This is a genomic window from Achromobacter sp. ACM04, assembly GCF_014851465.1.
GTDB lineage: Bacteria > Pseudomonadota > Gammaproteobacteria > Burkholderiales > Burkholderiaceae_B > Achromobacter > Achromobacter aegrifaciens.
On the sequence record NZ_JACUZS010000003.1, the window covers coordinates 384,193 to 410,506 of the forward strand.

Here is a 26,314-nt window from a genome sequence, read left to right on the forward strand (position 1 = left end):
GCTTCTTCAGACCCCGGACATCTCCCAACTGCGCTTACCTTCCTGTAAAGTCTTGCGCGAGAGCGAGGCCCCCCGACCACGGAGGATGGCCTGCGCGACGTGGCAAAGAAGGGGGAAACGGATGGGCAAGGCATGACGGCGTGGGCCAGATCCGCCAGTGCCGCGGCGCTGCTTGCGGCCGTGCTGAGCGGCTGCATGAGCAGCCCCGCGCCGGGCAAGGGCGGTCCCAAGAGCGAGGACATGTCCGCCGACCAGTTCGGCCAGACCGACTTCAACCGCACCGTCACGCTGGAGGTGCGCGACAACCTGGCCAGCCTGTATGTCCTGCTGGACAAGCTCTACCGCCGCAATCCGCGCGAATGGCGCAAGTCCGGCGCGCCCGACCTGGCCAAGGCGGTGTCGCTGGTCAAGCATTCCATCGAAGTCCGCATCCCGCCCAAGGACCTGGCGGGACTGCGCGACATCCAGATCCTGGCCGTGTCCCTGGACCCCAACTATTCGGGCGACCGGGTCGGCGCTTTCATCTACGGCCTGGCCGACACCATCATCGCCGCCCACAACGGCAAAACCCGCCTGTACGCCACCGACGCGCTGGACGGGCAGCGGGTCTACAATGCCGCACGGAACGTCGAGGCAGCCGCCTGGCTGCTGGCGTCGCGCCGCAATACCCAGGGCGAACCCTTGCTGCTGGCCAACGAAATGTCCCAGAACGCCACCAACCTCAGCTTTGAACGCGAATTCGGCGCCATCATCGGCCGCCTGGATCTGATCGCGAACCTGCTGGGCGAGAACACGCGGCGCATCGGGATCAACTACGCGCAGGGCCTGCTGCTGTTCAATTTCCTGCCGGTGCGCTAACAGGATTTCCATCGTGATCGATATCGCCTCCATTCAGACCGCCCGCGAGAACCTGCGCGGCCAGGTGCTGAAGACCCCGTTTACCCTGTCCCGCACGCTGTCCGACATCTTTGGCGCGGAGATCTGGCTGAAGTTCGAGAACCTGCAGTTCACGGCTTCGTTCAAGGAGCGCGGCGCGCTCAATCGCATGCTGACGCTGTCGGAAGCAGAACGCGCCAAGGGCGTGATCGCCGTGTCCGCCGGCAACCACGCGCAGGGCGTGGCCTACCATGCCCAGCGCATGGGCGTGCCGGCCGTGATCGTGATGCCGCGGTTCACCCCCACCGTCAAGATCGCCAACACGCGCCGCTTCGGCGCCGAGGTGGTGCTGGCCGGCGACACCTTCGACGACGCCAAGGCGCGCGGCTACGAGTTGGCGCAGGAGCGCGGCCTGATCATGATCCACCCGTACGATGACGAGGCGGTCATATCGGGGCAGGGCACGGTGGCGCTCGAGATGCTGGAAGACCAGCCGCAGCTGGACACCCTGGTCGTCGCCATCGGCGGCGGCGGCCTGATCTCCGGCATTGCCACCGCGGCCAAGGCGCTCAAGCCCGGCATCGAGATCATCGGCGTGCAGACCGAGCGCTTTCCGTCCATGTACGCCGCCGTCAAGGGCGTGTCCATGCCGCAGGGCGCCTACACCATCGCCGAAGGCATCGCGGTGAAGTCGCCGGGCGCGCTGACCCAGCCCATCGTCACCCAGCTGGTCGATCGACTGGAGCTGGTCAGCGAAAGCGATATCGAGCACGCCATCGTGGTGCTGCTGGAGATCGAGAAATCGGTGGTCGAAGGCGCGGGGGCCGCCGGCCTGGCCGCGCTGCTGCGCGCGCAGGAAGAGGGCAGCGACCGCTACAAGGGCAAGCGCATCGGCCTGGTGCTGACGGGCGGCAACATCGACCCGCTGATGCTGGGCGAACTGATCGAGCGCGGCATGGTGCGCGCCGGCCGCCTGGCGCGCATCCGCGTGGACCTGCGCGATCTGCCGGGCGCGCTGGCACACGCCACCAAGCTCATCGCCGACGCGCAGGCCAACATCACCGAAGTGCACCACCAGCGTGCGTTCACGTCATTGCCGGTGCGCAATGTCGAGGTGGATTTCGTGCTGCAGACGCGCGGCCACGAGCACATCCAGGAAGTGATCGACATACTGAACGCGGCGGGCTTTGCCGCCAGCAACCACGACCACTGAGCACGCTGGCGCGGTTCAGGCGCCGCCGTTCTGCGCGGCGTCGCGCGCCAGCAGGTTCTTCAGGCCATACAGGCGCTCGCGGTGCAGCGTCGCCGACAGCGGCTCGGGTTCGCGCCCCAACGCCACATAGTCCGCGGGCACCTGTGCCGCCGCCGCACGGATGGCGTCGGGCGCGGCCTGCCACCATTGCGTCAGCATGCGGTCGGGGTTGTAGACGTCCAGCCCCTGGCGCCGCAGTTCGGAACGGTTGAAATCCTTCAGATTCCAGGTCAGCACCTGCACCACCGGCGGCTGTTGCAGGCCGCAGCGCGCGCGCCGCGCCAGGCCGGCCGCGATCACGTGGAAGTCCTTGGGGTCGCTGTAGCGCAGGGAGGCCTCGTAGACCTGGGTGTCCGTCTCGCGGGCGCCGGGAAAGCGCGCGTTCATGTCGTCCCACATCTCCATCATCACCTCGGGCGGGATCTCCCAGATGCGCGAGGCGTTGCGGCGCCATTCCTCGCCGATGCGGTCGGTCCAGACCGGCGTGTACACGCCGGCCTCGGCCAGCCTGAGCAGCAGGCGGCGCAGGATGCCTGACATGAGGACGCAGGCGTCGAGGACGATGAAGGGCGGGGAGGAGGAAGCGGCGGTCAAGTGAGGTCTGAAGCCCCGCCGGCGCATGGCGGGCAGGGCGGAAACGTGGAAAACGAGGCGCAAGAATAACGTTTTTGGAAGCCGTCCGGGGCGGGCGGCCGCGCGCGGGAAGGGAGTCAGGCCTTAACCGAGTTCGGCGCGCACGGCATTGCACAGGCTCACCAGGTTGCGCCGCGACACCAGGCACTGTTTGAGCGGCGTGTCGATGGCGTAGAAATAGATATTGGCGAGAAAGCCGTAGAGCCCCGCGTCCACGCTACCCGGATTGGGGCCGAACATGAAGCCGTTGTCGCCCAGCAGGCTGGAGACGGCCTCCAGGTCGGCGATCCCGCGCGCATAGGCGTCTTCGGGGGCGTAGCGGCCTATGCCTTGGTAGTGGTAGCGCTGGAAGTTGTATTGGCGGGCGGCTTCCAGCTGCTCGGGCGTGACGTCCGGGTGGGCGTCCAGCAGCGCGCGGCGGAAGGTCGGCCAATAGCGGTCATCGCGCCAGCGCGAATAGGACATGACCCAGTACAGGTCGTCCAGCGCGCGGCGCACCAGCAAGTCCTGGCGCTGCTGCTCGGGCGTGAGGGAATCGTCGATGGTCAGTTCGTACTGGCGCTTCAGGTAGGCGATGATGGCGTCGCTGTCGCCGATACGCAGATCGCCGTCGGCGATGTAGGGCAGCTGGCCACGCGGGGCGGACTGTACGTCCAGCGTATGCCGGTGGTCGAACGGCAGCCGGCAGAGCTTCAGGAAGGCGTAGATCTTCAGGCCGTAAGGGTTGTTGTCTTCCAGCCCATAGAGTCCGGGGTACGAGTAGAGGGTGATCATGGCGCGCTCCCTGGTTACCGGACTAGATTAGATCGGCGGGGGCAATTTTGCGCGCTTCAGTTTGACGAGGCAGGCGTTCGCCGGTTTGCGACGAAGGATGGACGCCTGGCCTGTGGCGGGGTGGTGCCCGAGACCGGAATCGAACCGGTACGGCCGCGAGGCCGAGGGATTTTCTTACCACTTCGGCTTTCGCCGCCAGCGCGGATGCGCTGTTCGTGGTCTGGAGCACGCCTTCACCATAGCCTTGCGGCCTTAGGTGCCCGCCGTCTGCTCTCTACACCTTCCCCGGTCATGCGACCTGGGCTTGGCTCGGCGTTGGCTCGGAACGGGTCCAGGGCATTCGCCGAGTTTGACGGGCTACACCTTTGGAGTTTCCCCCAAAGGGCTCAAATTAGTTCAAGTCCCTTGTGTCTACCAATTTCACCACTCGGGCGTTGCGCGGCCCGGAAGGGCCGGCAGCGGGCGAGACTATACCATCCCGGCGCCAGGTGCCCTGATTGCGGGCTCCCGTCAGCCGGGGCGTTCAGGAGACGAAGCGCACGGCGGGGCGCGGGCGTTCGTCCACGGTCAAGGAAAAGACGTCGGGGCGCGAGTAGTGGCCCACCACGTCGAAGTCGTAGCGGGCGCGCACCAGTTCCGCCGTGTCGACCTGGGCGGTCAGCAGGCCGGCCTTGCCGCGCAGCGGGCCCGCCAGCACGTCGCCCAGCGGACCGACGATGACCGAGCCGCCGTTGATCAGAGGGCGGTTGGCGTCCCAGCCCGGCACGTCCTGGCCCAGTTCGGCGGGCGAGGGCTGCACCTGGCAGGCGCTGACCACGAAGCAGCGGCCTTCGTGGGCGATGTGGCGCATCGAGCACTGCCAGATGTCGCGTTCGTCCACGGTGGGCGCGCACCAGATTTCCACGCCCTTGGCGTACATGGCGGTGCGCAGCAACGGCATGTGGTTTTCCCAGCAGATGGCGCCGCCGATGCGGCCGGCTTCGGTGTCGACGACCGGCAGGGTCGAGCCGTCGCCTTGGCCCCAGATCAGGCGTTCGGTGCCGGTGGGCATGAGCTTGCGGTGCTTGGCGGCGAGGCCGGTAGCAGGTTCGAAGAACAGGGCGGAGCAATACAGCGTGTTGCCGCCGCGTTCGATCACGCCCACCACCAGGCTGGCCCCGGTGCGCTGCGACAGGGCGGCGAGCGCTTCGGTTTCGGGGCCGGGCACGTCGATGGCGTTGTCGTAATAGCGGGCATAGGCCTCGCGACCTTCGGGCAGGCGGTAGCCCAGGCGGGTGCCGAAGATCTCGCCCTTGGGATAGCCGCCCAGCAACGCTTCGGGCATGACCACGAGCGAGGCGCCAGAGGCGACGATCTCGCCCTCGTAGGCGAGGATGTCTTCCAGGGTGCGGGCTTTGCCCTCGGGGGAGGAGCCGATCTGCAGGGCGGCGACGGTTTTCGTGGTCATGGCGGGGGTCTCGGAACGTGGCAATGGGCTTCAGTGTCCGGCCGGCCCTAAAATCAATCAATCCTGGTCAGAGATAAATGATATGAACCAGATTGATATCGAGTCAGCCGACCTGAACCTGCTCAAGATCTTCGAGGCCATCTATGACGAGGGCGGAGCGGGACGTGCCGCGCTGCGCCTGGGCGTGACGCAGTCCGCTGTCAGCGCGGCGCTGGGCCGCCTGCGCGCGCTTTACGGAGATCCCCTGTTCACGCGCACCGGCAGAGGGCTGACGCCCAGCCTGCGGGCGCGCGAACTGCGGCCCGTCATTGGCGAAGCCCTGGACAAGTGCCGTCAGAGCCTATCGCTGGCGCGGCCTGGCGCGGCGGGCTTTGCCGGCAGGTCGGTGACGCTGGGGCTATCGGACGATTTCGAGATCGCGCTGGGACGAGACGCGATCCACGCGCTGGCGCAGAGCGCGCCGGGGCTGCGCCTCATCTTCCGCCAGACCCACAGCCGGCTGGCGGCCGACATGCTGATGGCGCGCGAGGCGGACCTGGTGATCGCTTCGGGCGGACTGGCCTCGCAGGCCTTGCAGCGCGTGACGGTCGGGCAGGGCGGCTATGCCTGCCTGCTGGATCCCGCCAGCGTGGCGCCAGGCCAGACCACCTTGTCGCTGGAGGAATTCATCCGCCGCCAGCACATTCTGGTGTCGTCCGGCGGCTTCATCGGGGTGGTGGATGAAGTGCTGCACGGGCTGGGACTGACGCGCCGGGTGCAGGCATCGACCACGCATTTTTCGGCGTTGGCGTTCCTGTTGCGGGGCAGCGATGCCCTGTCGACCTTGCCCGCGCACGCGGCGCGCGGCCTGGCTGCCGCTTCCGGCCTGCGCATGCTGCCCTGCCCGGTCGCGATGCCGGGCTATGCCATCGAAATGGGCTGGCGCGCCGATGCCTTGCGGGATCAGGCAGTGGCCGTGGTCAGGCGCGGTTTGCTGGGCTTGCTGACTGGCTACGCATGGGAGGGCGGTATGGGCGTGCGGGGTTAAAGGCGCAAGGCGCCCCGGACCGGGAAAACCCCGATCCCTGCGCAGGCGCGCAAGGCACGACACTTCCCGGCATGAAGCCCGTCCCGTCTCCCCCGCCGCATCCCCGCGATATCGATCCCGTCTCGCTCCGCCTGTTCCTCGCAGCGCTGGAGGAAGGCAGCCTGGCGCGCGCCGCCGCCCGCGAGAATATCGTTCCTTCCGCCGTCAGCAAACGCATGTCGGAGATGGAGGATGCCTTCGGCGTGCCGCTGCTGGAACGCGGGGTCAGGGGCGTGCAGCCCACGCCGGCAGGCAATGCGCTGGCCACGCACGTGCGCATGGTGCTGCAGAGCATGGACCGCATGCGCCGCGAGATGGCGGGCTTTGCGACCGGCGTGCGCGGCAGTATCCGGCTCGCGGTCAGCGTGGCGGCGCTGTCCGGCGAACTGCCGGCGCAGATCCAGTCCTTTCGCCGCGCCTATCCCCAGATCGATATTTCCCTGGAAGAGGGCACCACCCAGGAGGTGTTCCGCGCGGTGCTCGACGGCCAGGCCGACGTGGCGGTGGGTTCCGATTTTGGTCATGACGGTTTGCAGGTCTTTACCTGTGGCCGCTGCGATCTGGCGGCGGTCGTGCCCGGCCAGCATCTGCTGGCCGACCGCGACACGCTGGACTACGCGCAATTGCTGCCCTTCGAGCAGATCGAACTGAACCGCGACAACGGCATCAGCGCGGTGTTCGAGCAGGCGGCGCAGGATGCGGGCGTGGCGCGGCGGATCAGCGCGCGGGTCAGCTCGCATGAAACCATCTGCATGCTGGTGGCGCGCGGCATGGGCGTGGCCGTGGTGCCCATGTATCTCAAAGCGCGCCACGCCAACCTGGACATCCGCTTCATTCCGCTCTCCGGAGCCTGGTCCAGCACTTCCTTGTGCATCGCCGTGCTGGGGCTGGACGCCTTGCCGCCCGCCGCTCGCGTGCTGTTGGCGCATCTGGGCGTGGCGGAGGCCGCCTGAAACGACGGGCCTCAGGGCTTTCCCGGACGTTCCCAAACGAGAATGCCCCCGTGCTGAAAGAGCGCTACCCGCTGATCCGGCTTGCCGCCGATGATGGGGCATGGGGCGGCGGCATGCATCGATCTTGCCGTTGCCTGTTTTTCAGCGCATCAGGCCCGAGGATATGCAGATGGCAGCAACACCGGCTTCACCCTTCATGGACCACACCGAATTACCGCTGCGCGGCATCAAGGTGCTGGAGCTGTCCCACATGATCATGGGCCCGGCGGCCGGCCTGGCGCTGGCGGACCTGGGAGCCGAGGTCATCAAGGTGGAGCCGATCGAAGGCGACCGCACCCGGCGCCTGAAGGGCTCGGGCAGCGGCTACTTCCCGGTCTTCAATCGCAACAAGCAAAGCCTGGCGATCGACCTGAAGGCGCGCGAGGGGCAGGCCGTGGTGCGCCAGCTGGCCTTGCAGGCGGACATGGTGGTGGAGAATTTTCGCGACGGCAGCCTGGCCCAGTACGGGCTGGACTATGAGTCGCTGTCGGCCGAGAACCCTGGGCTGATCTACGTATCGCTCAAGGGCTTTCTGTCCGGCCCCTACAAGCAGCGCACCGCGCTGGACGAAGTGGTGCAGATGATGGGCGGGCTGGCCTACATCAACGGCGGCGCGGACACGCCCCAGCGCGTGGCGGCCTCTGTAAACGACATCCTGGGCGGCACCTTCGGCGTGGTGGGCGCGCTGGCGGCGCTGCACGACCGCCACGCCACGGGGCGCGGCAGGCATGTGCGCTCCGGCCTGTTCGAGAACAACCTGCTGCTGGTCGCGCAGTTCATCGCGCAATACCAGCTGACGGGCGCGGCGCCCAAGCCCATGGGCGCGGAGCGCCGGCCGCCCTGGGGCGTGTATGACGTGTTCGAGACCGCCGACGGCCGCGTGTTCGTCGCCGTGGTGGGCGATGCGCAATGGCGCAACTTCGCCCAGAAATTCCTGCCGCCCGAGTGGGCCGCCGATCCGCGCCTGGCCACCGCCGTCGACCGCGAGGCGGCGCGGCCCTGGCTGGTGCCGGGCGTGGGCGAGATCCTGAAGACCTGGAAGACCGACGAGCTGTGCGCGGCACTGGAAGCCGCCGGCCTGTCCTATGGCCCGATACGCCAGCCGCACGACCTGCTGGACGATGCGCACCTGAACGCCGGCGGCGCGCTGCTCAAGACCCGGCTGCCGGACGGCGGGGAGATATCCGCGGCGGCGCTGCCCATCGAGTTCGACGGCCTGAAGGCCGGCAAGCGTTCCGATCCGCCGCGGCAGGGCGGCGACACGCAGGCCATCCTGCAGGGCCTGGGCTGGGATGCCGCGCGCATCGAGGTCCTGCGCAGCGCAGGCGTTATTGCATGAACGGGCGGTAGCGCCCGATATCGGTCGAGGCGGCGCAGACCGCCAAGACTTCCATCAAAGAGGAGACAAGATGATCCGCAAACTGTTCGCGGTGGCCGCGCTGGCCGCCGCCTGTGCCGCACACGCCCAGGACTATCCCAGCAAGCCCATCCGCATCATCATCCCGTCCACGCCGGGCGGAGGCACCGACTACATCGGCCGCCTGATGAGCACCAAGCTGCATGAACTCAACGGCTGGTCAGTGATTCCCGAGAACAAGCCGGGCGCGGGCACGGCGCTGGGCCTGGCCGAAGCGGCGCGCTCGCCTGCCCAGGGTTACGACCTGGTGATCGGCCAGTCCGACAACGTCACCCTGATTCCGCTGCTGATGAAGGTGTCGTACGACCCGGTCAAGGACCTGGCGCCGGTGGCGCTGGTGGCCACTACGCCCATGGTGCTGCTGGTGTCGGACAGCTCGCCCTACAAGACGCTGCCCGAAGTGATCGACGCCGCCAAGAAGGATCCGAACAAGATCTCCTATGGCACCTCGGGCACGGGCGGCGGCGTGCACATCGCCATCGAAATGCTGCAGCACGCGGCCGGCTTCAAGATGCAGCACGTGCCGTACAAGGGCTCGGCCCCGGCGCTGGCGGACCTGATGGGCGGACACCTGCAGTTCGCGGGCTCTTCGATTTCGTCGGCGGCCACGCTGATCAAGTCCGGCAAGGTGCGCGCGCTGGCAGTCACTTCGCCCAAGCGCAATCCGGCGCTGCCGGAGGTGCCCACGGTCGCGGAGCTGGGCTACAAGGATTTCAGCGTGGTGACCTACTACGGCGTGCTGGCCCCGGCCAAGACGCCGTCCGCGGTCGTGTCGCGCCTGAATAGCGACTTCAACAAGCTGCTGGCGCGCAAGGACGTGCAGGAGGCGCTGGCCTCGCAAGGCCTGGAAACCGATCCGGTGTCCACCGAACAGTTTGCCGCGTTGATCAAATCGGACATCGCCAAGGCGCGCCAGACCATCGAAAGCGCGGGCATCGTGGTGCAGCAGTAGGCCGGCCGGGAAAGGACAGCACATGAACCAGGAAATCAGGCTTTGCGAAGTGGGTCCGCGCGACGGGCTGCAAATGGCCAAGGGCATGATGTCCGCGGCCGACAAGCTGCGCTGGATCCGGCAGCTGGCCGACGCCGGCCTGCGCGAGATCGAGGCGGGCAGCTTCGTGTCGCCGCGCTTGGTGCCGCAGATGGCCGATACGGGTACGGTCCTGCCCGACGTCCTGAAGATCGAGGGCTTGACGGTGGTTGCCCTGGTCTGCAACCTCAAGGGCGCCATTGCGGCCTACGAGGCTGGCGCGCACGCGCTGTCGTTTCCTGTCTCCGTTAGCGACACGCATAGCCGCGCCAACGTCGGCAAGGGCACCGACGCACAGGTGGAGGTGCTGGCCTCCATCGTCGATTGGGTGCGGGCGCAGCCGCGGCCCGTGCGCATCGATGCGGCGGTCGCCACCGCCTTCGGATGTTCGATGGAAGGCGTGGTGCCGGTGCGCCGTGTCGCGCAGGTGGCCGCCGCCGCCGCGTTGGCCGGCGCCGACGAGATCTCGCTGGCCGACACCGTGGGCTATGCCCATCCGGCGCTGGTGCGCGATGCGGTGCGCGCCGCGCAGGACGCCGTGGGCGCGCGCCTGGTCAAGCTGCACCTGCATGACACGATGGGGCTGGGCCTGGCCAATGCGCTGGCCGGGCTGGACGAAGGCATCCGCGCTTTCGATTCCTGCCTGGGAGGCCTGGGAGGCTGTCCCTTCGCGCCTGGCGCGTCGGGCAATATCGTCACCGAAGACCTGGTCTTCATGCTGGAAAGCATGGGCTACCGCACGGGCGTGGATCTGTCGCGGTTGCTGCAGGCGCGGCCCTTGCTGGCCCAGGCGCTGCCGCAGGAAAGCCTGCGCAGCGGCGTGGCCGCCGCTGGCATACCGAAGACCTACGGAGCGCGCGCCGCGGTCTAGTCCAAGCGCCGGTCTTAGCGGTAGACGATCACCGGCAGCGTCGAATGCGCCATCACCTTCTGCGTCTGGCTGCCCAGCAGCACGGCCGCCAGTCCGCCGTGGCCGCGCGAGGCCATGGCGATCAGGTCGCAGCCTTGCGTCATGGCGATATCGATGATGGTCTGCGCCGGGTTGTTGCTTTCGCGCATTTCGGTGGTGCAGGGCACGCCCGCGGCGCTGGCTTGCGCGGCCGCTTGCGACAGGTACGACTTGGCGAGTTCCTGGGCCTCGCGCTCATATTCCGTATGCACGCCCTCCAGGTGCACCGTTTCCATGGAGGTCGGGCGGTAGGCGCTGTACACCGTCAGCACCGTGACGCTTGCGCCCAGGGCGCTGGCCAGGCCCAGTCCTTGCGCCAGGCCGGCATAGGAACGCTCGGATCCGTCGATGGGGATGAGTATGTGCTTGTACATGACAACCTCCTGAGGGTGTGGAGGGCGGCGCGAGTCCGCGCGGCCCTAGGAGCGTGAACAGCATCTATCCCCATACTACGCCTAGTGGTGCCCTTAGCCCACCTTTCTCTCCTCATGCGCCCAGTGCGCGTCCCTCAGTTGCTTGCGCGCGAGCTTGCCGTTGGCGTTCTTCGGCAACTCCGCCACCAGTTCGATGCTGCGAGGCTTCTTGAAATCCGCCAGGTGCTTGCGGCAATGCTCGATCAGATCGGCCGGGGTGGTGGTGTCGCCAGGCTTGAGCACGAGCACAGCCTTGACGGACTCGCCCCACACCTTGTCGGGCACGCCGAAAACGCAGGCTTCGTACACGCCCGGATGCTGATACAGCGCCTGTTCGACTTCAGTAGGGTAGATATTGAATCCGCCCGAGATGATCATGTCCTTCTTGCGGTCCACGACATAGAGGAAACCTGCATCGTCCATCCGAGCCAGGTCGCCGGTATGCAGCCGGCCATCGCGCAGGGCTTGCGCGGACAGCTCGGGTTCGCGCCAATAGCCTGCGAAGATGTCGGGGCCGGTGGCGGTAATCTCGCCGACCTCGCCGGGCGCGACCTCACGGCCGTCTTCGTCCAGCAGACGAACCTCGCTTTCGCCGAATGGACGCCCGCAGGAGAGCAGCCGTTCCGGGTGGCCCGACATGGCTGCGGCATGGTCCAGGGCACTCAGCAGCACCAGGCCGCCGGTGGTTTCACCCGCGCCATAGCCCTGGCTGAGCTTGGGTCCCAGGGCTTCCCAGGCTTCGCGGATGCGGGCCGGCGCCATCGGCGCGCCGCCATAGGAAATCTGTCGCAGCGCGCTCAGGTCGTGCTGATGCAGCCGCGGATGCGCGATCAGCATGTTGACCATCGTGGGCACCATGAAGCTGAAGGCGGCGCGATGCCGGGCAGCGGAGGCCAGGAAGCTCTCGGGGTCGAACCGGTCATGCAGCAGGATCGTTCCGCCCTGGAACAGGAAGGGCTGCATGAACATGCCGCTGGCGTGGGTAATGGGGCCGGCGAGTGCCAGCACTTCGCCGGGATTGGCGCGCATGCGGCCCATCACGACCTTGCGCAGCGACGCCAGGCGGTTGCCTACCGTCTGCATGGCGGCCTTGAGCTTGCCCGTCGAGCCCGACGTAAAGTGCAGCACGGCCAGGTCGCCGGGTTGCATCGGCACGTCCGGGTTGCTGTCGGCGGCCGATTCCAGCAGGCGTTCGTATGAGCGCCAGCCTTCGATGTCGCTGGCGCCCATCACCAATCGATGCCGCACGTTCTCCAAGCCGTCCAGCAGGGATTGCGCTGCTTCCACATGGGCTGGGTCCACAATGAAGGCCGCCGCATCGGCATTGTTGACCGAATCCAGCACCTCCTGGTTCGACAGGCGCGCGTTCAGGGCCACTTTCACCAGTCCCGCCTTGTACAGCGCGCATTCGAGTTCGATGATCTCCGGGCAATTCCAGGCCAGAATGGCGACGCGATCGCCTTTCTTCAGCCCCAGGCCCAGCAAGGCGTTGGCCAGGCGGTTGGAGCGGGTTTCCAGCTGTCCGAAGCTCAGCGTCCTGTCGCCGAAAATGACGGCGGGACGGTCGCGCCAATAGCGCGCATTGCGGGTGGTGTATCGGCCTTGGTTCATGGTGTGTCCGTGTCTGGGGGTTGGCTTGCCGCTATCCTGCGGGGCGGCAAGGCGCCCGCGGATAACCAGGACGCGAATCCTCATGCCGCGCCGTTATCGTGCGGGGGCGATTCCCCTGCGTTATGGAAATCGTTGGATGCGGCATGACGTTCAGGCGGCCTGCGGGTTACCTCTATGCGAAAGCGGGGCCAGCATCGGTCCCGCCTTGCACAAGAACAGGAGACAACATGAACCAGCGAAATTTCCGCCTGCGGGACAGGGCGGCCCGTTGCCTGGCGGCCGTCAGCCTGGGGCTTGCCGCGCTCATGGCGGGACCCGCGCAGGCGGCTGGCGCCGGGGCTGCCGGCTACCCCGATAAGCCCATACGCTTCATCGTGCCGTTCTCGGCTGGCGGCCAGTTCGACTACATCGCCCGCCTGGTCGCCGTGCCCCTGGGCAAGGAACTGGGCCAGACCATCATCGTCGAGAACGTGGGCGGGGGCGGCGGCAATCTGGGCGGCGCCAAGGTCGCGAACGCGCCTGCGGACGGCTACACCCTGCTGGAGTACGGCGGCAACTTCGCGATTGCCAAGCATCTTTCGCCCAAACTGTCGTTCGACCCCATCGCGGATCTGGCGCCTGTATCCGGACTCAGCATCGCTCCGCACGTGGTCCTGGTCAGCAGCGCCTTGCCGGTCAAGACATTCCAGGAGCTGCTCGCATACGCCCGCGTCAATCCAGGCAAACTGAGCTACGGCAGCCCGGGGGTGGGCTCATCCATGCATCTGACGTTTGAAACGCTCAAGCAGCATTTCGGCCTGGACGCCATACACGTGCCCTATCGGGGTGGCAGCAACGCGCTCAATGACCTGGCAGGCGGCCAGATCGATATCGGCATCGTCGCGGTCGCGCCCGCCATGCCCTTCATCGCCTCAGGGAAGATCCGCGCGCTGGCCGTCACCAGCGCCAAGCGCGCCGCTTCCCTGCCAGAGGTGCCTTCCGTGGCCGAGCTGGGATATGCCGGCTTCGACAGCGGCAGCTGGGCGGGAATCGCCGTGCCGAAAGGCACGCCGCAGGAAATCATCGACCGGCTGAATGCCGCCGTCGGCCGCGCGATGCAGGATGCCCAGGTGCTGGAGGCCTTGGCGTCGCAATCGTTCACGCCCATACCCGGCACGCCGCAGCAGCTGCGCAAGCTCATCGATGATGAGTCCGCCCGCTATGGGCCGCTCATCGACAAGCTGGGCTTGCAGGCGGATTGAGGGCTAGGCGCCCGCCCGGGCGCGGGCATGCTCCCGCAGGATTTCCAGCAGCCGCTGCGTCAGCGGCGACTGGTAGCTGTTGCGCCGCGTCAGCACGCCGATCTGCCGATGCCATGTCATGTCGTCCAGAGGCAGGATGCTCAGGCCCTGGCCGGCATGCGCGGACAGGGTGATTTCGCTTACCAGAGTCAGCAGGTCCGTGCTGTGCAGGATGCCCAGCAATCCCGATACCGACGCGTTGGATTCGATCGTCACGTTGGGCGGCGCCGACCCGTGTTGCTCGAACTTGGCTTCCAGCCAGCGCCGTGATGCCGCCTGCGGTCCCGGCAGCATCCACTGGCACCCCGCCAGATCGGCAAAGCGGATCTTGCGGCGGCCCAGCAAGGGATGGCCCGGGCGCACGGCAACGAAAAGCTTGTCTGCGAACAAGGGTTCCCGTTCGAACTCCGCCGCGGAGGCGGATTCGAACAGCGAACTGATGGCGAAGTCCAGGTCTCCCTGCCGTAACGCTGGAATCAAGGCATCGTTCAGGCTGACCATGACCTGGACCTTGGCGGCGGGTCGTTGCGCCAGCAGTTCGATGCAGGCCGGATTGAAGAACGATTCCGCGAGCAGCGGCGTGACGCCGACGCGCAGCAAGCCGATGCTTCCGCGGTGCAGGTCACCCGCTTCCTGCATGGCGTCGTCGAGTTCCCGCCTTGCCTGCATCGAGCGCTGGTAGAACGCGCGTCCTGGAATTGTCAGCTCCATGCCCTTGGGCGTGCGGACAAAGAGCTGCAGTTTCAGTTCTTCTTCCAGGCGCCGGATGCCCTTGGTCAGTGCAGGCTGGCTGACGCCTATGCCGTCGGCGGCCCGGCCGACATGGCCCAGCCGCGCGACCGCCAGGAAATAGTCCAGATCTTCCAGCCTCATGATTCCGCCAGGTTATTGAAAACGAAGAAAAGATAATTGCGAGGATGCCGGGCGCTGTCAAGCTGGGGACTACTCAAAGGAGACGACATGGCCCAAGACGACAAACAGGCGCTGACCGGCCTGCGCACCCGGTTGCAGCAGTACCTGCAGGACGAACTCATACCGTTGGAACAGTCGCTCGGCCTGGGGTACGAGGACAAGTTCGGGCGCGACCTGGTGCAGTCCGTGTGGAAACGATGCCGGGCGCTGGGATTCTATGGAGCGCAGCTGCCGCGCGAGCTGGGCGGGCAGGGGCTGTCCTACCGCGACCTGTGCGTGCTCAAGGACGACGTCGCGGCATCCGGCGCCATCCTGTTCCCCCATGTGCTGGGGGATTGGGGCGGTCCTTCGCGCATCGGCAACCTGGTCCAGTATGCGACCCCGTACCAGCACGACCGCTACATCATGCCCGTGGTCAACGCCGAGCGCGGCGCCTGCTTCGCCATGACCGAGCCGCAGTCGGGCTCCGACGCTACCCGCTTGCAGACCGTCGCGGTGGCCGACGGCGACGATTACATCGTGACCGGGGTCAAGCACTACATTACCGCCTCGACGTTCGCCGATTTCGCCATCACCATGTGCGTCACCGATCCTGACCGGGGCGCGGAAGGCATATCCGCGATTTTCATCGATCTGGACAGCCCCGGCGTACGGCTGGTGCACGATTGCGTGCCGATGACAGGCCAGTATGTCGATGCGGACATCGTGCTGGATCAGGTCCGGGTGCCGAAGAAGAACCTGATCGGCAAGGAAGGGCAGGGTTTCAAGATCGCCATGAACCGCGTCAGCGTAAACCGCCTGCTGCATTGCCCGACCATGATAGGCCTGGCGCGCCAGGCTTTCAGGCTGGCTGTGGACTACGCCAAGCACCGTCAGCAGTTTGGCGGCCCCATCAGCCGCTTCCAGGCCATCCAGCACATGCTGGCCGACATGGCGACGGCCCTCTATGCCTGCGAACAGATGGTGCTTGCCACGGCAGAGCGTGCCGACTCGGGCGAGGACGTGCGCGATGCGGCGTCGATGTGCAAGCTGTTCGTGTCCGAGCGTTGCTTCGAAATTGCCGACAAGGCCATGCAGATCCATGGAAACGTGGGAGTGACGAAGAACCATCCGGTGGAGTTCATCTTCCGCCGCCTGCGCCTGTACCGCATCGTCACTGGAACCAGCGAAATCCAGCGCAATACCATCGCAAAGGGGATACTCGCATGAGCGCCGGCGCAGAGCAGGGGGCGGCGGGCTACCTGAGCGGCATGTCTGTGCTCGACCTGGGCCAACTGCACCCTGGGCCGTACACCGCCATGTTGCTGGGACAGTTGGGGGCAACCGTGATCAAGGTGGAAAAGCCGCAGGGCGACACCGCTCGCCAGTTGGGAGCCGAGACCTTCGCCAAGTACAACCGGGGCAAGCAGTCCATCTGCCTCGATCTGAAGCGCGAAGAAGACAAGCGCGTCCTGCTGCAACTGGTGGCAGGCAGCGACGTCGTGGTGGAGGGTTTCAGGCCTGGCGTAATGGCCAATCTGGGACTGGACTACACGCAATTGGCGCGCGTCAATCCGCGGGTGGTGCTGTGTTCGATTTCGGGATTCGGGCAGACAGGGCCCTATGCGCAACGGCCCGGCCATGACGTGAATTACATGGCCCTGGCCGGATACTGGGCCGTGCCGTCGCAGGTGCGCGATGTCATGGCGCGGCCGCGATTGCGTCTGTCGGATTACTGCGCAGCCATGCACGCCGCGCTCGCGATACTGGCTGCCGTGCAGGACGCGCGCGAGTCCGGCGTGGGGCAGCATTTGGACGTGTCGATCCATGACACCATGACGGCATGGATGGCCCCTGCATTGCAGGCGATGAACGGTCCCGCTGGCCCGGAGGTGGCGCATCTGCCGCATGTCATGCCTGACAACGACGTCTTCGAGACGGCGGACGGCCGGCATCTTGCGCTCGGCATTCTGGAGGAATCGTTCTGGCGCAACCTTTGCGTGGCGCTGGCCCCGGTCTGCCCGGATCTGAACGCGCCGGGCTACCAGACGAGGGCGGGGCGGATGCGCGAAAAGCGGGTCTTGAACGATCGACTGCGTGAATTGTTCAAGAGCCGCAGCCTGGCGGATTGGGAACGCCTGTTCGACGGTCACGATATCCCCTGGGCGCCAGTACTGCGGCACGATGAAGTGTTCGAGGACCCGCACGTCAGACATCGCGGGGTCGTTGCCGATACGCCGGCAGGACGCGTGGTGGGCTTCCCGGTGAAGTTCTCCAAACCCCTGCCGTCGATGGCGCGGGAGGTCCCCGGCCTGGACCAGCATCGCGCACAGATCCTGGCGCGTTTGCGCGCCCAGGCGTCCTGAACGCCCCTGGCGCACCCATTGCACTTGCGTCGACCGTACCTATTGCAGCCGCCGGTCGCTTCCTACACTTCCTCCTGAAGCCTTATTTTGCGCAGCCTGGCTGCAAGGGAGGGAGTAGTGAGCGGAACGGTTTACCTGGTTGGCGCCGGTCCGGGCGATCCCGAATTGCTGACGGTGCGCGCCTTGCGGCTATTGCAGCAGGCCGATGCCGTGGTCTGCGACAGGCTGGTAGGCGGCGGCATCCTGCCCCTCATCAATCCCGCCGCGCAGTTCCATGACGTAGGCAAGATGGCGGGCGACTGCCGCCACCGGCAGGAAGACATCCATCAGCTGCTGTTGGCGCTGGCGGGGTCTTGCTCCCGCGTCGTGCGCTTGAAGGGCGGCGATCCGTTCATTTTCGGGCGCGGCGGCGAGGAGCTGCTATTTCTGTCGCGGCACGGCGTGCAGGTTGAGGTCGTGCCGGGCATCAGCGCCGCCAACGGCTGCGCGGCAGCGCTGGGCATACCCCTGACGCATCGGGGCGTGGCGGCCAGCGTGCGTTTCATCACGGGTCATCTGCGGGACGACGCCGGCCTTGAACTGGACTGGAGTTCGCTGGCCGATCCCACCTGTACCCTGGTGTTCTACATGGCGGTGGCCAACGCCGCCGAGATCGTCGCGTCCTTGCAGCGGCATGGGCGCGGCGGCGACACGCCGGCCGCGCTGGTTCATTCCGGCACCACCGAAGCCCAGGACTGGACGGTGGCCCCCTTGCGCCAGATTCCGCAGCTGGTGGCCGGCTTCAAGCCGCCCACGCTGCTGGTGGTCGGCGACGTGGTGCGACTGGCGCAGCGCGCCTGGTCCGCCGCCGCGGCGGGACAGCTGTTGTTGCGTGACGCGGCCGAGCCATGCGCCCCGGTCGCGGCCTGACATGCCTGGCGCTGGCCTGTTGCACGGGGCTGGGAGCGGCGGTGGGCCGGACGCAGGCGGCGCCGGACCTCGATCCCGTCGATCAGCAGCGACTCATACACCTGGTGCGGCAGGACTGCGGCTCCTGCCATGGATTGCGCCTGAATGGCGGCCTGGGGCCGGCGTTGACGCCGCAAGCGCTTGCTGGCAAGCCGCCGGCCTATCTCGAACAGGCGATTCTGCACGGGCTGCCCGGCACCGCCATGCCCGGGTGGCGCGGCATGCTTGCGCCCGACGAAGCCGCCTGGATCGCCGCGCGGCTGCTCAAGGGCTTTCCAGAGGAATAAAGCGTTCATGAAACTGCGTTTCCTGCTCGTCCTGGCCGCCGTTGTGCTGGCCGGCTGCGCCGCGGCCACCGACCCGCGCGGCACCAACGACCTGGGCATGGTGATAGAGCGTGCCGACGGCGCCGTCTCCATCGTCGAAACCAGCGGACAGACCCGGCTGGCGCGGGTCGAAGGGCTGGGCGACCTTTCCCATGCGCACATCGCCTATTCCCGCGATGGCCGCTACGGCTACGTCTTCGGCCGGGACGGCGGGCTGACCAAGGTGGATCTGCTGCGGAAACGCGTGGACCGTCGCATCATCCAGTCCGGCAATGCGATCGGCGGCGCCATTTCGCAGGACGGGCGGCTGATCGTGGTGCAGAACTACACGCCCGGCGGCATCAAGGTCTTCGACGCTGTGACCTTGCGCCAGATCAGCGAAGTGCCCGCCGAGTATGCGCCGGGCAGGCGCTCCAAGGTCGTCGGCCTGGCGGACCTGCCTGGACAGAAGTTCGCCTACGCGCTGTTCGACGCGGGCGAGATCTGGATCACGGATCTGTCGGACCCCGCCCGGCCGGCCACACAACGCCACAAGGCCGGTCGCCAGCCCTACGACGCGCTGGTCACCCCGGACGGCCGCTATTACATCGCCGGGTTGTTCGGCGAGGATGCGCTGGCCATGATGGACCTCTGGCATCCGGAGGCTGGCGTGCGCAAGATCCTGCAGGGCTATGGGCGCGGCGAGGAGGCGTTGCCGGTCTACAAGATGCCCCACCTGCGAGGCTGGAGCGCGGCGGGCGGACGCCTGTTCCTGCCCGCCATCGGCAGGCACGAGGTGCTGGTGGTGGATACCGCCACCTGGCAGGAGACCGGCCGCATCGCCACACTGGGCCAGCCGGTGTTCGTCATGGCGCAGCCCGATGGCCGCCGCGTCTGGGTCAACTTTGCGGTGCCGGACAACGGCCAGGTACAGGTCATCGACACCGAAACCCTGGCCGTGGTCCGGACGCTGGCACCCGGTCGCGGCGTGCTGCACATGGAATTCACGCCGCGAGGAGAGGCGGTATGGCTGTCGGCGCGCGACGACGACCGGGTGGTGGTGTATGACACCCGGACGCTGCAACGCGGCGCCACGCTGGACATTCCCAAGCCCAGCGGCATTTTCTTCACCAACAGGAGCGGCCGCATTGGCTTCTGAACTGTCCGATTCCGATCTGCGTCTGCTCGATGGCTGGCAGCGGGACTTTCCGCTGGTCTCGCGGCCCTACGCCTTGCTGGCCGAGCGCGTCGGCCTGGATGAGGACACGGTGCTGGCGCGCTTTCAGCGGTGGCAGCGCGAGGGGCTGGTGAGCCGTGTCGGTCCGGTGCTGCACCAGTCCTGCTTTGCCAGCGCGCTGGTCGGCATGCACGTGCCGTCCGCCCGCCTGGATCAGGTTGCCGCCTACGTCAGCAGCCTGCCACAGGTCAATCACAACTACGAGCGCGAACATGCCTTGAACTTGTGGTTCGTCGCCGCCTGCCGCAAGCCTGGCGCGTTGGCGCGCTTGCTGGCGCGGATCGCACAGGCCTCCGGCTGCGAGCCGCTGGCCTTGCCCATGGAGGCCGAGTACCACATCGACCTGGGTTTCAGTCTGAGCGCGCCACAACAACGCACGACGCCGCAGCGCAGCGGCGGACGAGCCGTGCTGCCACCCGCCGGCAGCGCGCAAGAGACCTTGCTCCATGCCGTGCAGGATGGGTTGGACCTTTGCGCGCACCCCTATCGCCGGTTGGGACTACTTGCGGGGCTGGATGAGGACGAGACGCTGCACCTGCTGGAGCGCTGGCAGCGCGCAGGCCTGTTCCGCCGTTTCGGCGTGGTGCTGAGACATCGCCAGCTGGGCTTTCGCGCCAATGCGATGTGCGTCTGGAACGTGGACGACACGCGGGTGGATGCGCTGGGGCAGCGGCTTGGCGCCGAGCCCGGCGTCACGCTTTGCTACCGGCGCACGCGGCGCTTGCCGCAATGGCCCTACAACCTCTTCTGCATGATCCACGGCAAGGAGCGGAAAGCGGTGCAGGCGCTGCGCAATGCCATCGCCGGCCGTCTTGGACTTGATGCCTGGCCGCATGCGGTGCTGTTCTCGACCAGATGTTTCAAGCAGCGCGGTGCGAGGTTCGTGCCGGAAGAGGCGACGCATGGTTAGGTCCAAGGACATTGCCGCGGGCATGCCGCTGGGCTTGGACGCTGCCGACCGCAAGCTGATCAACCGCCTGCAGGGCGGCTTTCCGATCAGCCCGCGTCCGTTCGCGGACGTCGCGCGGGCGCTGGGGCTGGACGAAGACGCCGTGATCGCGCGGGTAGCCCGCTTGCGCGAGTGCGGCGCGCTGAGCCGTTTCGGCCCGTTGTTCCAGATCGAGCGCGCCGGCGGCGCGTACTGCCTGGCGGCGATGGCCGTGCCGCAGGCGCAATGGGAGCGGGTCGTGGCCCTGGTCAACCGCCGGGTCGAAGTGGCGCACAACTACCGCCGCGAGCATGCGTTGAACATGTGGTTCGTGCTGGCGGCGGCTGATCCCGCCGAAGTTGCCGCCTGTTTGCGCGCCATTGAGCAGGAGACGGGCCTGCCCGTGCTGGCGTTTCCGAAGGAGCGCGAGTACTTCCTTGAAATGAAGCTGGAGGTCTGAGATGGACGCAGCCGGCCTGACTCCGTTCGAACTGTCCCTGGTCCGCGCCACGCAGGAGGGGCTGCCGATCCGGCGGGATCCATACCGGGCCGTGGCCGCGCGGCTGGGCGTCACCGAAGCCGAGGTGATGGCGCAGTTGCGCGACATGCTCGCGCGCGGCGTGATACGGCGCATCGGCGTGGTACCCAACCACTACGCGCTCGGATTCGTGGCCAACGCCATGTCGGTCTGGGACGTGGAAGACGGTCAGGCCGACGCTGTGGGAGCCTGGTTGGGTCAGCGCGCGGACGTGAGCCATTGCTACCGGCGTCCCCGGCATCCGCCGCTGTGGCGCTACAACCTCTACGCCATGCTGCACGGGACCGATCGCGCGGCGGTGCTGGCGCGCATCGATGACGTCGCCGAGGCTTTGCACGTGCGCTTTCCGGACGCCCTGCGTGCGCACGACGCGCTGTTTTCCTCGGCAATCCTGAAAAAGACTGGCCTGCGCCTGAAAGAAGGCCAGGGGCCGGCAGCATAGCGAGGAATTCCGCATGTTCCGCATCTCTGCCTTCGTGTCTGAACTGCTGCGTCCCACGCCGCTTGCGCCGCGCCGTGGGGCGGCCGGACCCGTGGTGATCTGGAACCTGATCCGGCGCTGCAACCTGCATTGCCGGCATTGCTACTCCGCTTCGGTCGACAAGGATTTCGCCGGCGAATTGGACTACGCCGAGGTCTGCGCAGTCATGGACGATCTGCATGCCTACGGTGTGAGGGCGCTGATCCTGTCTGGCGGCGAACCGCTGTTGCGGCCGGACATTTTCGATATTGCGCGCCGGGCCAAGGCCATGGGCTTCTACGTGGGCCTGTCGTCCAACGGCACCCTGATAGAGCGACGCAACATCGAGTCCATCGCCGGTTGCGGCTTCGACTATGTAGGTATTTCGCTGGACGGCCTGGGCGCGACGCACGACCGCTTCCGGGGCGAGGCGGGCGCCTTCGATGCCTCGCTGGCAGGCATCCGGCTGTGCAGGGACCGCGGCCTTAAGGTCGGCATCCGCTACACCCTGACCCAGGGCAACGCCGACGATCTTCCCGGGCTGCTGGCATTGCTGGACGCCGAGAATGTCGACCGCTTCTACTTTTCACACTTGAACTACGCCGGCCGCGGCGGCCGCAACCGGGGCGAGGACAGCCATCACCGCATGACGCGCGCGGCCATGGAGCGGATCTTCGAAACCTGCCTGGAACAAGCCGCGGCCGGCAGACCGCGTGAGTTCACGTCCGGCAACAACGATGCCGACGGCGTGTTCTTCCTGCACTGGGTGCGTCGCCGGTTCCCGCAGAGCGCGCCGCATATCGAGGCCAGGCTGCGCCTGTGGGGCGGCAACGCCAGCGGCATGAACGTCGCGAACATCGACAATCGCGGCAATGTCCATGCCGACACCATGTGGTGGCACTACACTCTGGGAAATGTGCGCTTGCGGCCCTTTTCGGAGATCTGGTCGGATCCCGCCGAACCCTTGCTCAAGCTGCTGCGGCTGCGGCCGCGGCCCGTCAAGGGACGCTGCGCCAGCTGCGCCCACCTGGACATCTGCAACGGCAACACCCGCATCCGTGCGCAGAAGCAGTCGGGCGACCTCTGGGCCGAGGACCCCGGCTGTTATCTGACCGAAGACGAGACAGGAGTGTGAATGGAATTCCCGCCCAACCCGGTGGATGCAGAAGACGCGCCGCTGCAGCGCGCCTGGCAGCTGTTCGATGAGTACAACCGGCGCGATCCCAATCTGGTCGCCTGGAATGGCGCGATGCAGCCGCGCGAATGGCTGCACGCCCAATTCCTCCACGCCTGGGTGACGAAGCTGGCCCCGCAGGCCGGCTCTGCCTTGCGGCTGGCCGCCCGCTGCCAGCACATCGGCCGCTGGGAGGTCCCGCGCGAGGCCTGTCCGGCCGGCAGGGCTGGCTATCTGCAATGGCGCAATACGCTCAAGGAGCATCACGCGGACGTCGCCGCAAGGCTGTTAGCCAGCGCAGGCCATGACGCGCAAACCATACAGGCGGTGCTGAAGATCGTGCGCAAGCAGGGCATCAAGCGCGATGCCGACGTCCAATGCATGGAGAACGCGCTGTGCCTGGTGTTTTTGGAGCACCAGTACGAGGAATTCTGCGAACGCTATCCGGACAAGGTCGTCGCGGTGTTGCAGAAGACCTGGCACAAGATGGACGAAGCCGGCAGGCAGGCGGCTGCGTCGCTGTCCTTCAGCGAGCGGGGCCAGGCTTATCTGGCGGCTGCGCTGGCGGGTGGCGAGGAAGCGGGGACCTGACTTCCTGATCGCGGCGCTGGTCCGGGGCCGGACGTTCACAGGACGTTGCATGCCACGCCGCAAGCCGATATTCGTCGCGCCAGCAGCTTCGCGTCATGCGCGGTTCCCAGCAGCAGGACGGCGCGCTGGCCCGCCTGCACCTGGCGGGCCAGCCAGTCCAGTCCCGCGCCTGCGGCCACGGCCGGATCAGGCTGCAGGCCCGGGCCTTTCAGCTCGATTCTCGCCGCGTCCCGCCGTGCCTTGTCCAATATGGCCGGATTGACCGCCGGCACGTGCGCGACCAGGTCGGCCTGGTTCAGCAGGCGCAAGGCGCGCAGGGTCAACAGATCGGCGGGGCCGTCGGCGGCTGCCAGTATCGTCGCGCTGCCTGTGCGGGGCAGGGTATCGGCCTGCATCGCGGCTTCGAGGGCCAGACCGGCCTGCCTGCCGTCGCCGGCCGCCAGCAACGAGGGCAGCGGGCCGTCCAGCATCCAGTCGTAGAAGTCGCGACGTTGCTCCAGGTCGCGGAAGCGCGCAACGATGCGGTTGCGATAGCGTGCCGCGAGCCGCGCCAGATCTCCCGTGCTTTCGTCGAGCAAGGCTTCGAGCCGTTCGCGGATGCGCCGCGCCAGCACGGGCGCACAGCCTCCTGAAGAAATCGCCACCACCAGCGGAGAACGGTCCAGGATGGCGGGCACTTGTATCGTCGAAAGAACGGGATCGTCGACCACGTTGCAGGGAATGCGGCGCGCAAGCGCCGCCGCGGCAACCGCCTGGTTCGTGCCGCCCTGATCGGTCGCGGCCACCGCCAGCCAGGCGCCGTCCAGGCAGGCCGGCGAGAAGACGGCCGGCATATGCTGGAACTGGTCCTGGTCCGCGGCTGCGCGCAGCCAGGGCGTCAGGGCCGGCGCCGCCACGGCAACGGCGGCGCCGGCCCTGAGCAGCAGCCTGATCTTGCGTTCGGCCACGGCCCCGCCGCCCACCACGACCACCCGCCGGCCGGCCAGGTTGAAGTACACCGGGAAGAGCATCGCGGATGGCGCGTCCATGGCGGCCTGCTCCCTTACTTGCGGCTGGAGAAGTACTGGGCCAGTTCCTGGATGGCTTCGGGGCTCAAGGGCTCGGCCATCGAACTCATGACCGGGTCATTGCGCTCCCGGGTCTTGAAGGCATTGAGCTGTTTGACCAGGTACTCCATCTTCTGCCCTGCAAGATTGGGGTACAGGCCGACGGCGCTGATGCCGTCCGCGCCATGGCAGGAGGCGCATAGCGGCAGCATGGCGGAGACGCGGGGCGAGAGCGTGTCGGGATTGCCGCCGGCGACCAGGGCGGGCTGCCCGTCGGCGGCCAGCGCGTGCGCGGCGGCCTGGGACAGCAGCAGTGCCGTGAGTATGCGGAATAGCGTTTTCATATGTGGGTTCCTCGGCTCAGAATTTGCGCGTTTCGGACAGGCCGATGGTCAGCCAGCGGGTGCGGGCGCGGGAGAAAATGCCCGAGGGGCTTTCCATCTTGTGTTCCGCCACCAGCTCCAGGGTCTTGCTGTCGTAGATCTTGATGCGGTCGCCCCAGTAGCCCGAGCTGACATAGAGGTAATTGCCGGTGCGGTTGTAGTCGGGGAAGAAGGCATGCCCGCCCACGTCCAGCGTCTTGGCCACTTCCAGCGTGTTCTTGTCGATCAGCTGGATCCAGGCCGCGCGCTTGTCCTTGTCGACGATGTCCACCGCCACGTAGGGCGCGTTCGGATGCGCGGCGGGCGATTCGGTGGCTCCGGCCACCGGGATCTGCTTGACCACGGAAAAGTCTTTGGTGTCCCAGACCGTGACCACGGAGCCCTTTGCGCAGGTGCCGATGTTGGTGCCGAAGGCCAGGAAGCGGCCGTTGACTTCGGTCACCGCGCCCGATCCGACGTGAGGCTGGCAGCCGGCGGGTATGTCGCGCACCACCTTGTCGTCCTTGAAGTCGATCGCGACGATCTTGTTGTCGTCATAGGACGCGACCATGGAGTAGCGCCCGTCGGGCGTGAGGAAGGTGTCATGCAGCATGCGGCCGACCTTGGTCAGCTTGGTCACGGGCATGTCGGGCTTGTCGGGGTCGATGATCCAGATCTGGCCAGCCTGGCGCAGCGTCAGCGCGAACTTATTGTTGATCCGGCTGCCGATGACGGGCCCGCCGGCCGATTTGACGAACTTGCCGTCCGGATCTTCGCCCTCAAGGTCCATGTACTTGACCGGTTCCAGCGTGTCCGCCTTCAGGATGGCGACGCTCTTGGGCACGAACGAACTGATGGCCAGCCACTTGCCGTCGTTGGACAGGGCGATACCGGGGCCGGTCAGGCCGACCTTGGCCTTGCGCACGATCTGCAGCGAGTACAGGTCGATCTTGTAGACCATGCCGTCGTCGCTCTTGAGCCAGGCCCAGCGTTCCGCCACGGGGCTGAAATCCATGATGTGCGGCGCCACCGGCGTGGCGATCTCGCCGACCACCTTGTTGGTCTTGCCGTCCAGGAACACGGTGCGCGCATTGTTGCCCGCGTCGCCGCGCCCATAGCGTCCGCGCGCCATGACCACCATCAGGTCGTAGACGGTGTCGATGGCGTAGGTCGGCTTGGCGGGCAGGGTGGCTTCGTCGACCACCACCTGCACGCTGGCGCGGATCTGGTCCAGCCCCCATTTGGGATCGTCCGCTGTCTGCGTCTTGATGAGCCGGGCCAGCGCCCGGATCTCTTCGTCGGACAGGCGGCCCACGAAGGGCGGCATCAGCGTGTCGGGGATGCCGGTCATGATGGTGCCGCGCAGCGCCGCCTCGCTCTGGACCAGGCGGTCGCTGGTCAGGCCCGGCGCGATGTAGCCGCCGCGGTCGGCGCCATGACAGACGGCGCAGTTCTGCTGGAACAGCTGATTCGCCTTGAGGTACTCCCCGGTCGGCGCACTCCAGGCGGCGCCGGCCGAGACGAACAGCAAGGCCGCGCTCAATAGCTTGGTGTGCATGTCGATCTCTCCCGTAAGGTTTTGCCGAAACTGCGGCACATGCACTGTGTCATCGCGGCGCCGGGCCGATAAGGCACGGCTCACGCCTGCACAATGGTTACGGTCCAATCTGTTTTTTGACATAGGACAAAGTGAGGCCGTGGCCAAAGCACTACCGTGAGAGCAAACGG

At 66.9% G+C, this 26,314-nt stretch carries 27 protein-coding genes; 18 read left to right on the top strand and 9 right to left on the bottom strand.

The features are described 5' to 3' along the window. Nucleotides 1-195: 195 nt before the first annotated feature. Together IB259_RS18130 and IB259_RS18135 are read left to right on the top strand one after the other, a co-directional pair. Nucleotides 196-858: a hypothetical protein gene (locus IB259_RS18130; protein ID WP_370127071.1), complete on the top strand. Its 663-nt coding sequence runs from the start codon at nt 196-198 to the stop codon at nt 856-858. Nucleotides 859-871: 13 nt separating this feature from the next. Then, the gene (locus IB259_RS18135; protein ID WP_054450181.1) at nt 872-2,089 is read left to right on the top strand and encodes a threonine ammonia-lyase; all 1,218 of its coding nucleotides are present in this window, start codon (nt 872-874) and stop codon (nt 2,087-2,089) included. Nucleotides 2,090-2,104: 15 nt separating this feature from the next. Here IB259_RS18135 and IB259_RS18140 read toward each other — a convergent pair whose 3' ends face one another. The 3 genes from IB259_RS18140 to IB259_RS18150 form a co-directional block, all read right to left on the bottom strand. Then, nucleotides 2,105-2,749 carry a PIN domain-containing protein gene (locus IB259_RS18140; RefSeq protein ID WP_175159655.1) on the bottom strand — a complete coding sequence of 215 codons (645 nt, stop codon included), beginning with the start codon at nt 2,747-2,749 and terminating at the stop codon, nt 2,105-2,107. 96 nt (nt 2,750-2,845) lie between these two features. Then, a complete protein-coding gene (locus IB259_RS18145) occupies nt 2,846-3,535 on the bottom strand; it encodes a glutathione S-transferase family protein (protein WP_054450186.1) in 690 nt (229 codons plus the stop codon). Nucleotides 3,536-4,058: 523 nt separating this feature from the next. Further along, on the bottom strand, nt 4,059-4,982 hold the full coding sequence (locus IB259_RS18150; RefSeq protein ID WP_175159485.1) for a carbon-nitrogen hydrolase family protein: 924 nt from the start codon (nt 4,980-4,982) through the stop codon (nt 4,059-4,061). An 82-nt stretch (nt 4,983-5,064) separates the two neighbouring features. Here IB259_RS18150 and IB259_RS18155 point away from each other — a divergent pair, with 82 nt between their 5' ends. From IB259_RS18155 to IB259_RS18175, 5 genes are all read left to right on the top strand, one after another. Then, nucleotides 5,065-6,009: a LysR substrate-binding domain-containing protein gene (locus tag IB259_RS18155; protein ID WP_192329815.1), complete on the top strand. Its 945-nt coding sequence runs from the start codon at nt 5,065-5,067 to the stop codon at nt 6,007-6,009. 71 nt (nt 6,010-6,080) lie between these two features. Beyond that, nucleotides 6,081-7,001 carry a LysR family transcriptional regulator gene (locus IB259_RS18160; RefSeq protein ID WP_054450193.1) on the top strand — a complete coding sequence of 307 codons (921 nt, stop codon included), beginning with the start codon at nt 6,081-6,083 and terminating at the stop codon, nt 6,999-7,001. Nucleotides 7,002-7,170: 169 nt separating this feature from the next. Beyond that, nucleotides 7,171-8,379 (top strand): CaiB/BaiF CoA-transferase family protein, encoded by a 1,209-nt coding sequence (locus tag IB259_RS18165; protein ID WP_082400642.1) that lies wholly within the window; start codon nt 7,171-7,173, stop codon nt 8,377-8,379. A 70-nt stretch (nt 8,380-8,449) separates the two neighbouring features. Continuing rightward, nucleotides 8,450-9,409 carry a tripartite tricarboxylate transporter substrate binding protein gene (locus IB259_RS18170; RefSeq protein ID WP_192329817.1) on the top strand — a complete coding sequence of 320 codons (960 nt, stop codon included), beginning with the start codon at nt 8,450-8,452 and terminating at the stop codon, nt 9,407-9,409. A gap of 22 nt (nt 9,410-9,431) precedes the next feature. Next, the gene (locus tag IB259_RS18175) at nt 9,432-10,358 is read left to right on the top strand and encodes a hydroxymethylglutaryl-CoA lyase (RefSeq protein WP_119450838.1); all 927 of its coding nucleotides are present in this window, start codon (nt 9,432-9,434) and stop codon (nt 10,356-10,358) included. Nucleotides 10,359-10,372: 14 nt separating this feature from the next. Here IB259_RS18175 and IB259_RS18180 read toward each other — a convergent pair whose 3' ends face one another. Further along, nucleotides 10,373-10,810, bottom strand: coding sequence for a universal stress protein (locus IB259_RS18180; protein ID WP_054450200.1), 438 nt, complete (start codon nt 10,808-10,810; stop codon nt 10,373-10,375). A gap of 93 nt (nt 10,811-10,903) precedes the next feature. After that, the gene (locus IB259_RS18185; protein ID WP_125470928.1) at nt 10,904-12,460 is read right to left on the bottom strand and encodes an AMP-binding protein; all 1,557 of its coding nucleotides are present in this window, start codon (nt 12,458-12,460) and stop codon (nt 10,904-10,906) included. Nucleotides 12,461-12,687: 227 nt separating this feature from the next. Here IB259_RS18185 and IB259_RS18190 point away from each other — a divergent pair, with 227 nt between their 5' ends. Next, on the top strand, nt 12,688-13,701 hold the full coding sequence (locus IB259_RS18190) for a tripartite tricarboxylate transporter substrate binding protein (protein ID WP_158598566.1): 1,014 nt from the start codon (nt 12,688-12,690) through the stop codon (nt 13,699-13,701). A 3-nt stretch (nt 13,702-13,704) separates the two neighbouring features. On the opposite strand, the gene IB259_RS18195 is transcribed toward IB259_RS18190, so the two are convergent. Next, nucleotides 13,705-14,613 carry a LysR family transcriptional regulator gene (locus tag IB259_RS18195; protein WP_119450841.1) on the bottom strand — a complete coding sequence of 303 codons (909 nt, stop codon included), beginning with the start codon at nt 14,611-14,613 and terminating at the stop codon, nt 13,705-13,707. Between the two features lie 87 nt (nt 14,614-14,700). Here IB259_RS18195 and IB259_RS18200 point away from each other — a divergent pair, with 87 nt between their 5' ends. The 10 genes from IB259_RS18200 (at nt 14,701) to IB259_RS18245 (ending at nt 23,178) form a co-directional block, all read left to right on the top strand. Next, nucleotides 14,701-15,861, top strand: coding sequence for an acyl-CoA dehydrogenase family protein (locus IB259_RS18200; RefSeq protein WP_175181165.1), 1,161 nt, complete (start codon nt 14,701-14,703; stop codon nt 15,859-15,861). Then, entirely contained in the window at nt 15,858-16,997 is a 1,140-nt protein-coding gene (locus tag IB259_RS18205; protein ID WP_175181166.1) for a CaiB/BaiF CoA-transferase family protein, read from the top strand. Before IB259_RS18200 ends, IB259_RS18205 begins: the two co-directional genes overlap by 4 nt. A 117-nt stretch (nt 16,998-17,114) precedes the next feature. Continuing rightward, entirely contained in the window at nt 17,115-17,906 is a 792-nt protein-coding gene (gene cobA / locus IB259_RS18210) for a uroporphyrinogen-III C-methyltransferase (protein ID WP_119450844.1), read from the top strand. Continuing rightward, entirely contained in the window at nt 17,885-18,232 is a 348-nt protein-coding gene (locus tag IB259_RS18215; protein WP_082400648.1) for a cytochrome c, read from the top strand. The genes cobA and IB259_RS18215 overlap by 22 nt, the downstream gene beginning before the upstream one ends. Before the next feature lie 7 nt (nt 18,233-18,239). Next, entirely contained in the window at nt 18,240-19,409 is a 1,170-nt protein-coding gene (locus tag IB259_RS18220; protein ID WP_192329820.1) for a cytochrome D1 domain-containing protein, read from the top strand. Further along, nucleotides 19,399-20,397 carry an AsnC family transcriptional regulator gene (locus IB259_RS18225; protein WP_217472152.1) on the top strand — a complete coding sequence of 333 codons (999 nt, stop codon included), beginning with the start codon at nt 19,399-19,401 and terminating at the stop codon, nt 20,395-20,397. The genes IB259_RS18220 and IB259_RS18225 overlap by 11 nt, the downstream gene beginning before the upstream one ends. Then, the gene (locus IB259_RS18230) at nt 20,390-20,875 is read left to right on the top strand and encodes an Lrp/AsnC family transcriptional regulator (protein ID WP_175181170.1); all 486 of its coding nucleotides are present in this window, start codon (nt 20,390-20,392) and stop codon (nt 20,873-20,875) included. Before IB259_RS18225 ends, IB259_RS18230 begins: the two co-directional genes overlap by 8 nt. 1 nt (nt 20,876) lies before the next feature. After that, on the top strand, nt 20,877-21,395 hold the full coding sequence (locus tag IB259_RS18235) for an Lrp/AsnC family transcriptional regulator (protein ID WP_175181171.1): 519 nt from the start codon (nt 20,877-20,879) through the stop codon (nt 21,393-21,395). A 13-nt stretch (nt 21,396-21,408) separates the two neighbouring features. Then, nucleotides 21,409-22,548: a heme d1 biosynthesis radical SAM protein NirJ gene (nirJ, locus tag IB259_RS18240; RefSeq protein ID WP_192329822.1), complete on the top strand. Its 1,140-nt coding sequence runs from the start codon at nt 21,409-21,411 to the stop codon at nt 22,546-22,548. Further along, complete coding sequence (locus IB259_RS18245) at nt 22,549-23,178, top strand: DUF4202 domain-containing protein (protein ID WP_119450850.1); 630 nt, start codon at nt 22,549-22,551, stop codon at nt 23,176-23,178. 35 nt (nt 23,179-23,213) lie between these two features. Here IB259_RS18245 and IB259_RS18250 read toward each other — a convergent pair whose 3' ends face one another. Genes IB259_RS18250 through IB259_RS18260 form a run of 3 tightly spaced genes read right to left on the bottom strand, consistent with a single transcriptional unit; the run spans nt 23,214 to nt 26,144 of the window. Beyond that, on the bottom strand, nt 23,214-24,206 hold the full coding sequence (locus tag IB259_RS18250) for a bifunctional precorrin-2 dehydrogenase/sirohydrochlorin ferrochelatase (RefSeq protein WP_054450226.1): 993 nt from the start codon (nt 24,204-24,206) through the stop codon (nt 23,214-23,216). Between the two features lie 14 nt (nt 24,207-24,220). After that, nucleotides 24,221-24,568: a cytochrome c gene (locus IB259_RS18255; protein WP_054450228.1), complete on the bottom strand. Its 348-nt coding sequence runs from the start codon at nt 24,566-24,568 to the stop codon at nt 24,221-24,223. 16 nt (nt 24,569-24,584) lie between these two features. Beyond that, a complete protein-coding gene (locus IB259_RS18260) occupies nt 24,585-26,144 on the bottom strand; it encodes a nitrite reductase (RefSeq protein ID WP_119450851.1) in 1,560 nt (519 codons plus the stop codon). Between the last annotated feature and the right edge of the window lie 170 nt (nt 26,145-26,314).

Coding starts and splice junctions, on each gene's coding strand:
- IB259_RS18130 (WP_370127071.1), top strand. CDS start 196: ATGAGCAGCCCCGCGCCGGGCAAGGGCGGTCCCAAGAGCGAGGACATG.
- IB259_RS18140 (WP_175159655.1), bottom strand. CDS start 2,749: ATGCGCCGGCGGGGCTTCAGACCTCACTTGACCGCCGCTTCCTCCTCC.
- IB259_RS18145 (WP_054450186.1), bottom strand. CDS start 3,535: ATGATCACCCTCTACTCGTACCCCGGACTCTATGGGCTGGAAGACAAC.
- IB259_RS18150 (WP_175159485.1), bottom strand. CDS start 4,982: ATGACCACGAAAACCGTCGCCGCCCTGCAGATCGGCTCCTCCCCCGAG.
- IB259_RS18155 (WP_192329815.1), top strand. CDS start 5,065: ATGAACCAGATTGATATCGAGTCAGCCGACCTGAACCTGCTCAAGATC.
- IB259_RS18160 (WP_054450193.1), top strand. CDS start 6,081: ATGAAGCCCGTCCCGTCTCCCCCGCCGCATCCCCGCGATATCGATCCC.
- IB259_RS18165 (WP_082400642.1), top strand. CDS start 7,171: ATGGCAGCAACACCGGCTTCACCCTTCATGGACCACACCGAATTACCG.
- IB259_RS18170 (WP_192329817.1), top strand. CDS start 8,450: ATGATCCGCAAACTGTTCGCGGTGGCCGCGCTGGCCGCCGCCTGTGCC.
- IB259_RS18175 (WP_119450838.1), top strand. CDS start 9,432: ATGAACCAGGAAATCAGGCTTTGCGAAGTGGGTCCGCGCGACGGGCTG.
- IB259_RS18180 (WP_054450200.1), bottom strand. CDS start 10,810: ATGTACAAGCACATACTCATCCCCATCGACGGATCCGAGCGTTCCTAT.
- IB259_RS18185 (WP_125470928.1), bottom strand. CDS start 12,460: ATGAACCAAGGCCGATACACCACCCGCAATGCGCGCTATTGGCGCGAC.
- IB259_RS18190 (WP_158598566.1), top strand. CDS start 12,688: ATGAACCAGCGAAATTTCCGCCTGCGGGACAGGGCGGCCCGTTGCCTG.
- IB259_RS18195 (WP_119450841.1), bottom strand. CDS start 14,613: ATGAGGCTGGAAGATCTGGACTATTTCCTGGCGGTCGCGCGGCTGGGC.
- IB259_RS18200 (WP_175181165.1), top strand. CDS start 14,701: ATGGCCCAAGACGACAAACAGGCGCTGACCGGCCTGCGCACCCGGTTG.
- IB259_RS18205 (WP_175181166.1), top strand. CDS start 15,858: ATGAGCGCCGGCGCAGAGCAGGGGGCGGCGGGCTACCTGAGCGGCATG.
- IB259_RS18215 (WP_082400648.1), top strand. CDS start 17,885: ATGCGCCCCGGTCGCGGCCTGACATGCCTGGCGCTGGCCTGTTGCACG.
- IB259_RS18220 (WP_192329820.1), top strand. CDS start 18,240: ATGAAACTGCGTTTCCTGCTCGTCCTGGCCGCCGTTGTGCTGGCCGGC.
- IB259_RS18230 (WP_175181170.1), top strand. CDS start 20,390: ATGGTTAGGTCCAAGGACATTGCCGCGGGCATGCCGCTGGGCTTGGAC.
- IB259_RS18235 (WP_175181171.1), top strand. CDS start 20,877: ATGGACGCAGCCGGCCTGACTCCGTTCGAACTGTCCCTGGTCCGCGCC.
- nirJ (WP_192329822.1), top strand. CDS start 21,409: ATGTTCCGCATCTCTGCCTTCGTGTCTGAACTGCTGCGTCCCACGCCG.
- IB259_RS18245 (WP_119450850.1), top strand. CDS start 22,549: ATGGAATTCCCGCCCAACCCGGTGGATGCAGAAGACGCGCCGCTGCAG.
- IB259_RS18250 (WP_054450226.1), bottom strand. CDS start 24,206: ATGGACGCGCCATCCGCGATGCTCTTCCCGGTGTACTTCAACCTGGCC.
- IB259_RS18255 (WP_054450228.1), bottom strand. CDS start 24,568: ATGAAAACGCTATTCCGCATACTCACGGCACTGCTGCTGTCCCAGGCC.
- IB259_RS18260 (WP_119450851.1), bottom strand. CDS start 26,144: ATGCACACCAAGCTATTGAGCGCGGCCTTGCTGTTCGTCTCGGCCGGC.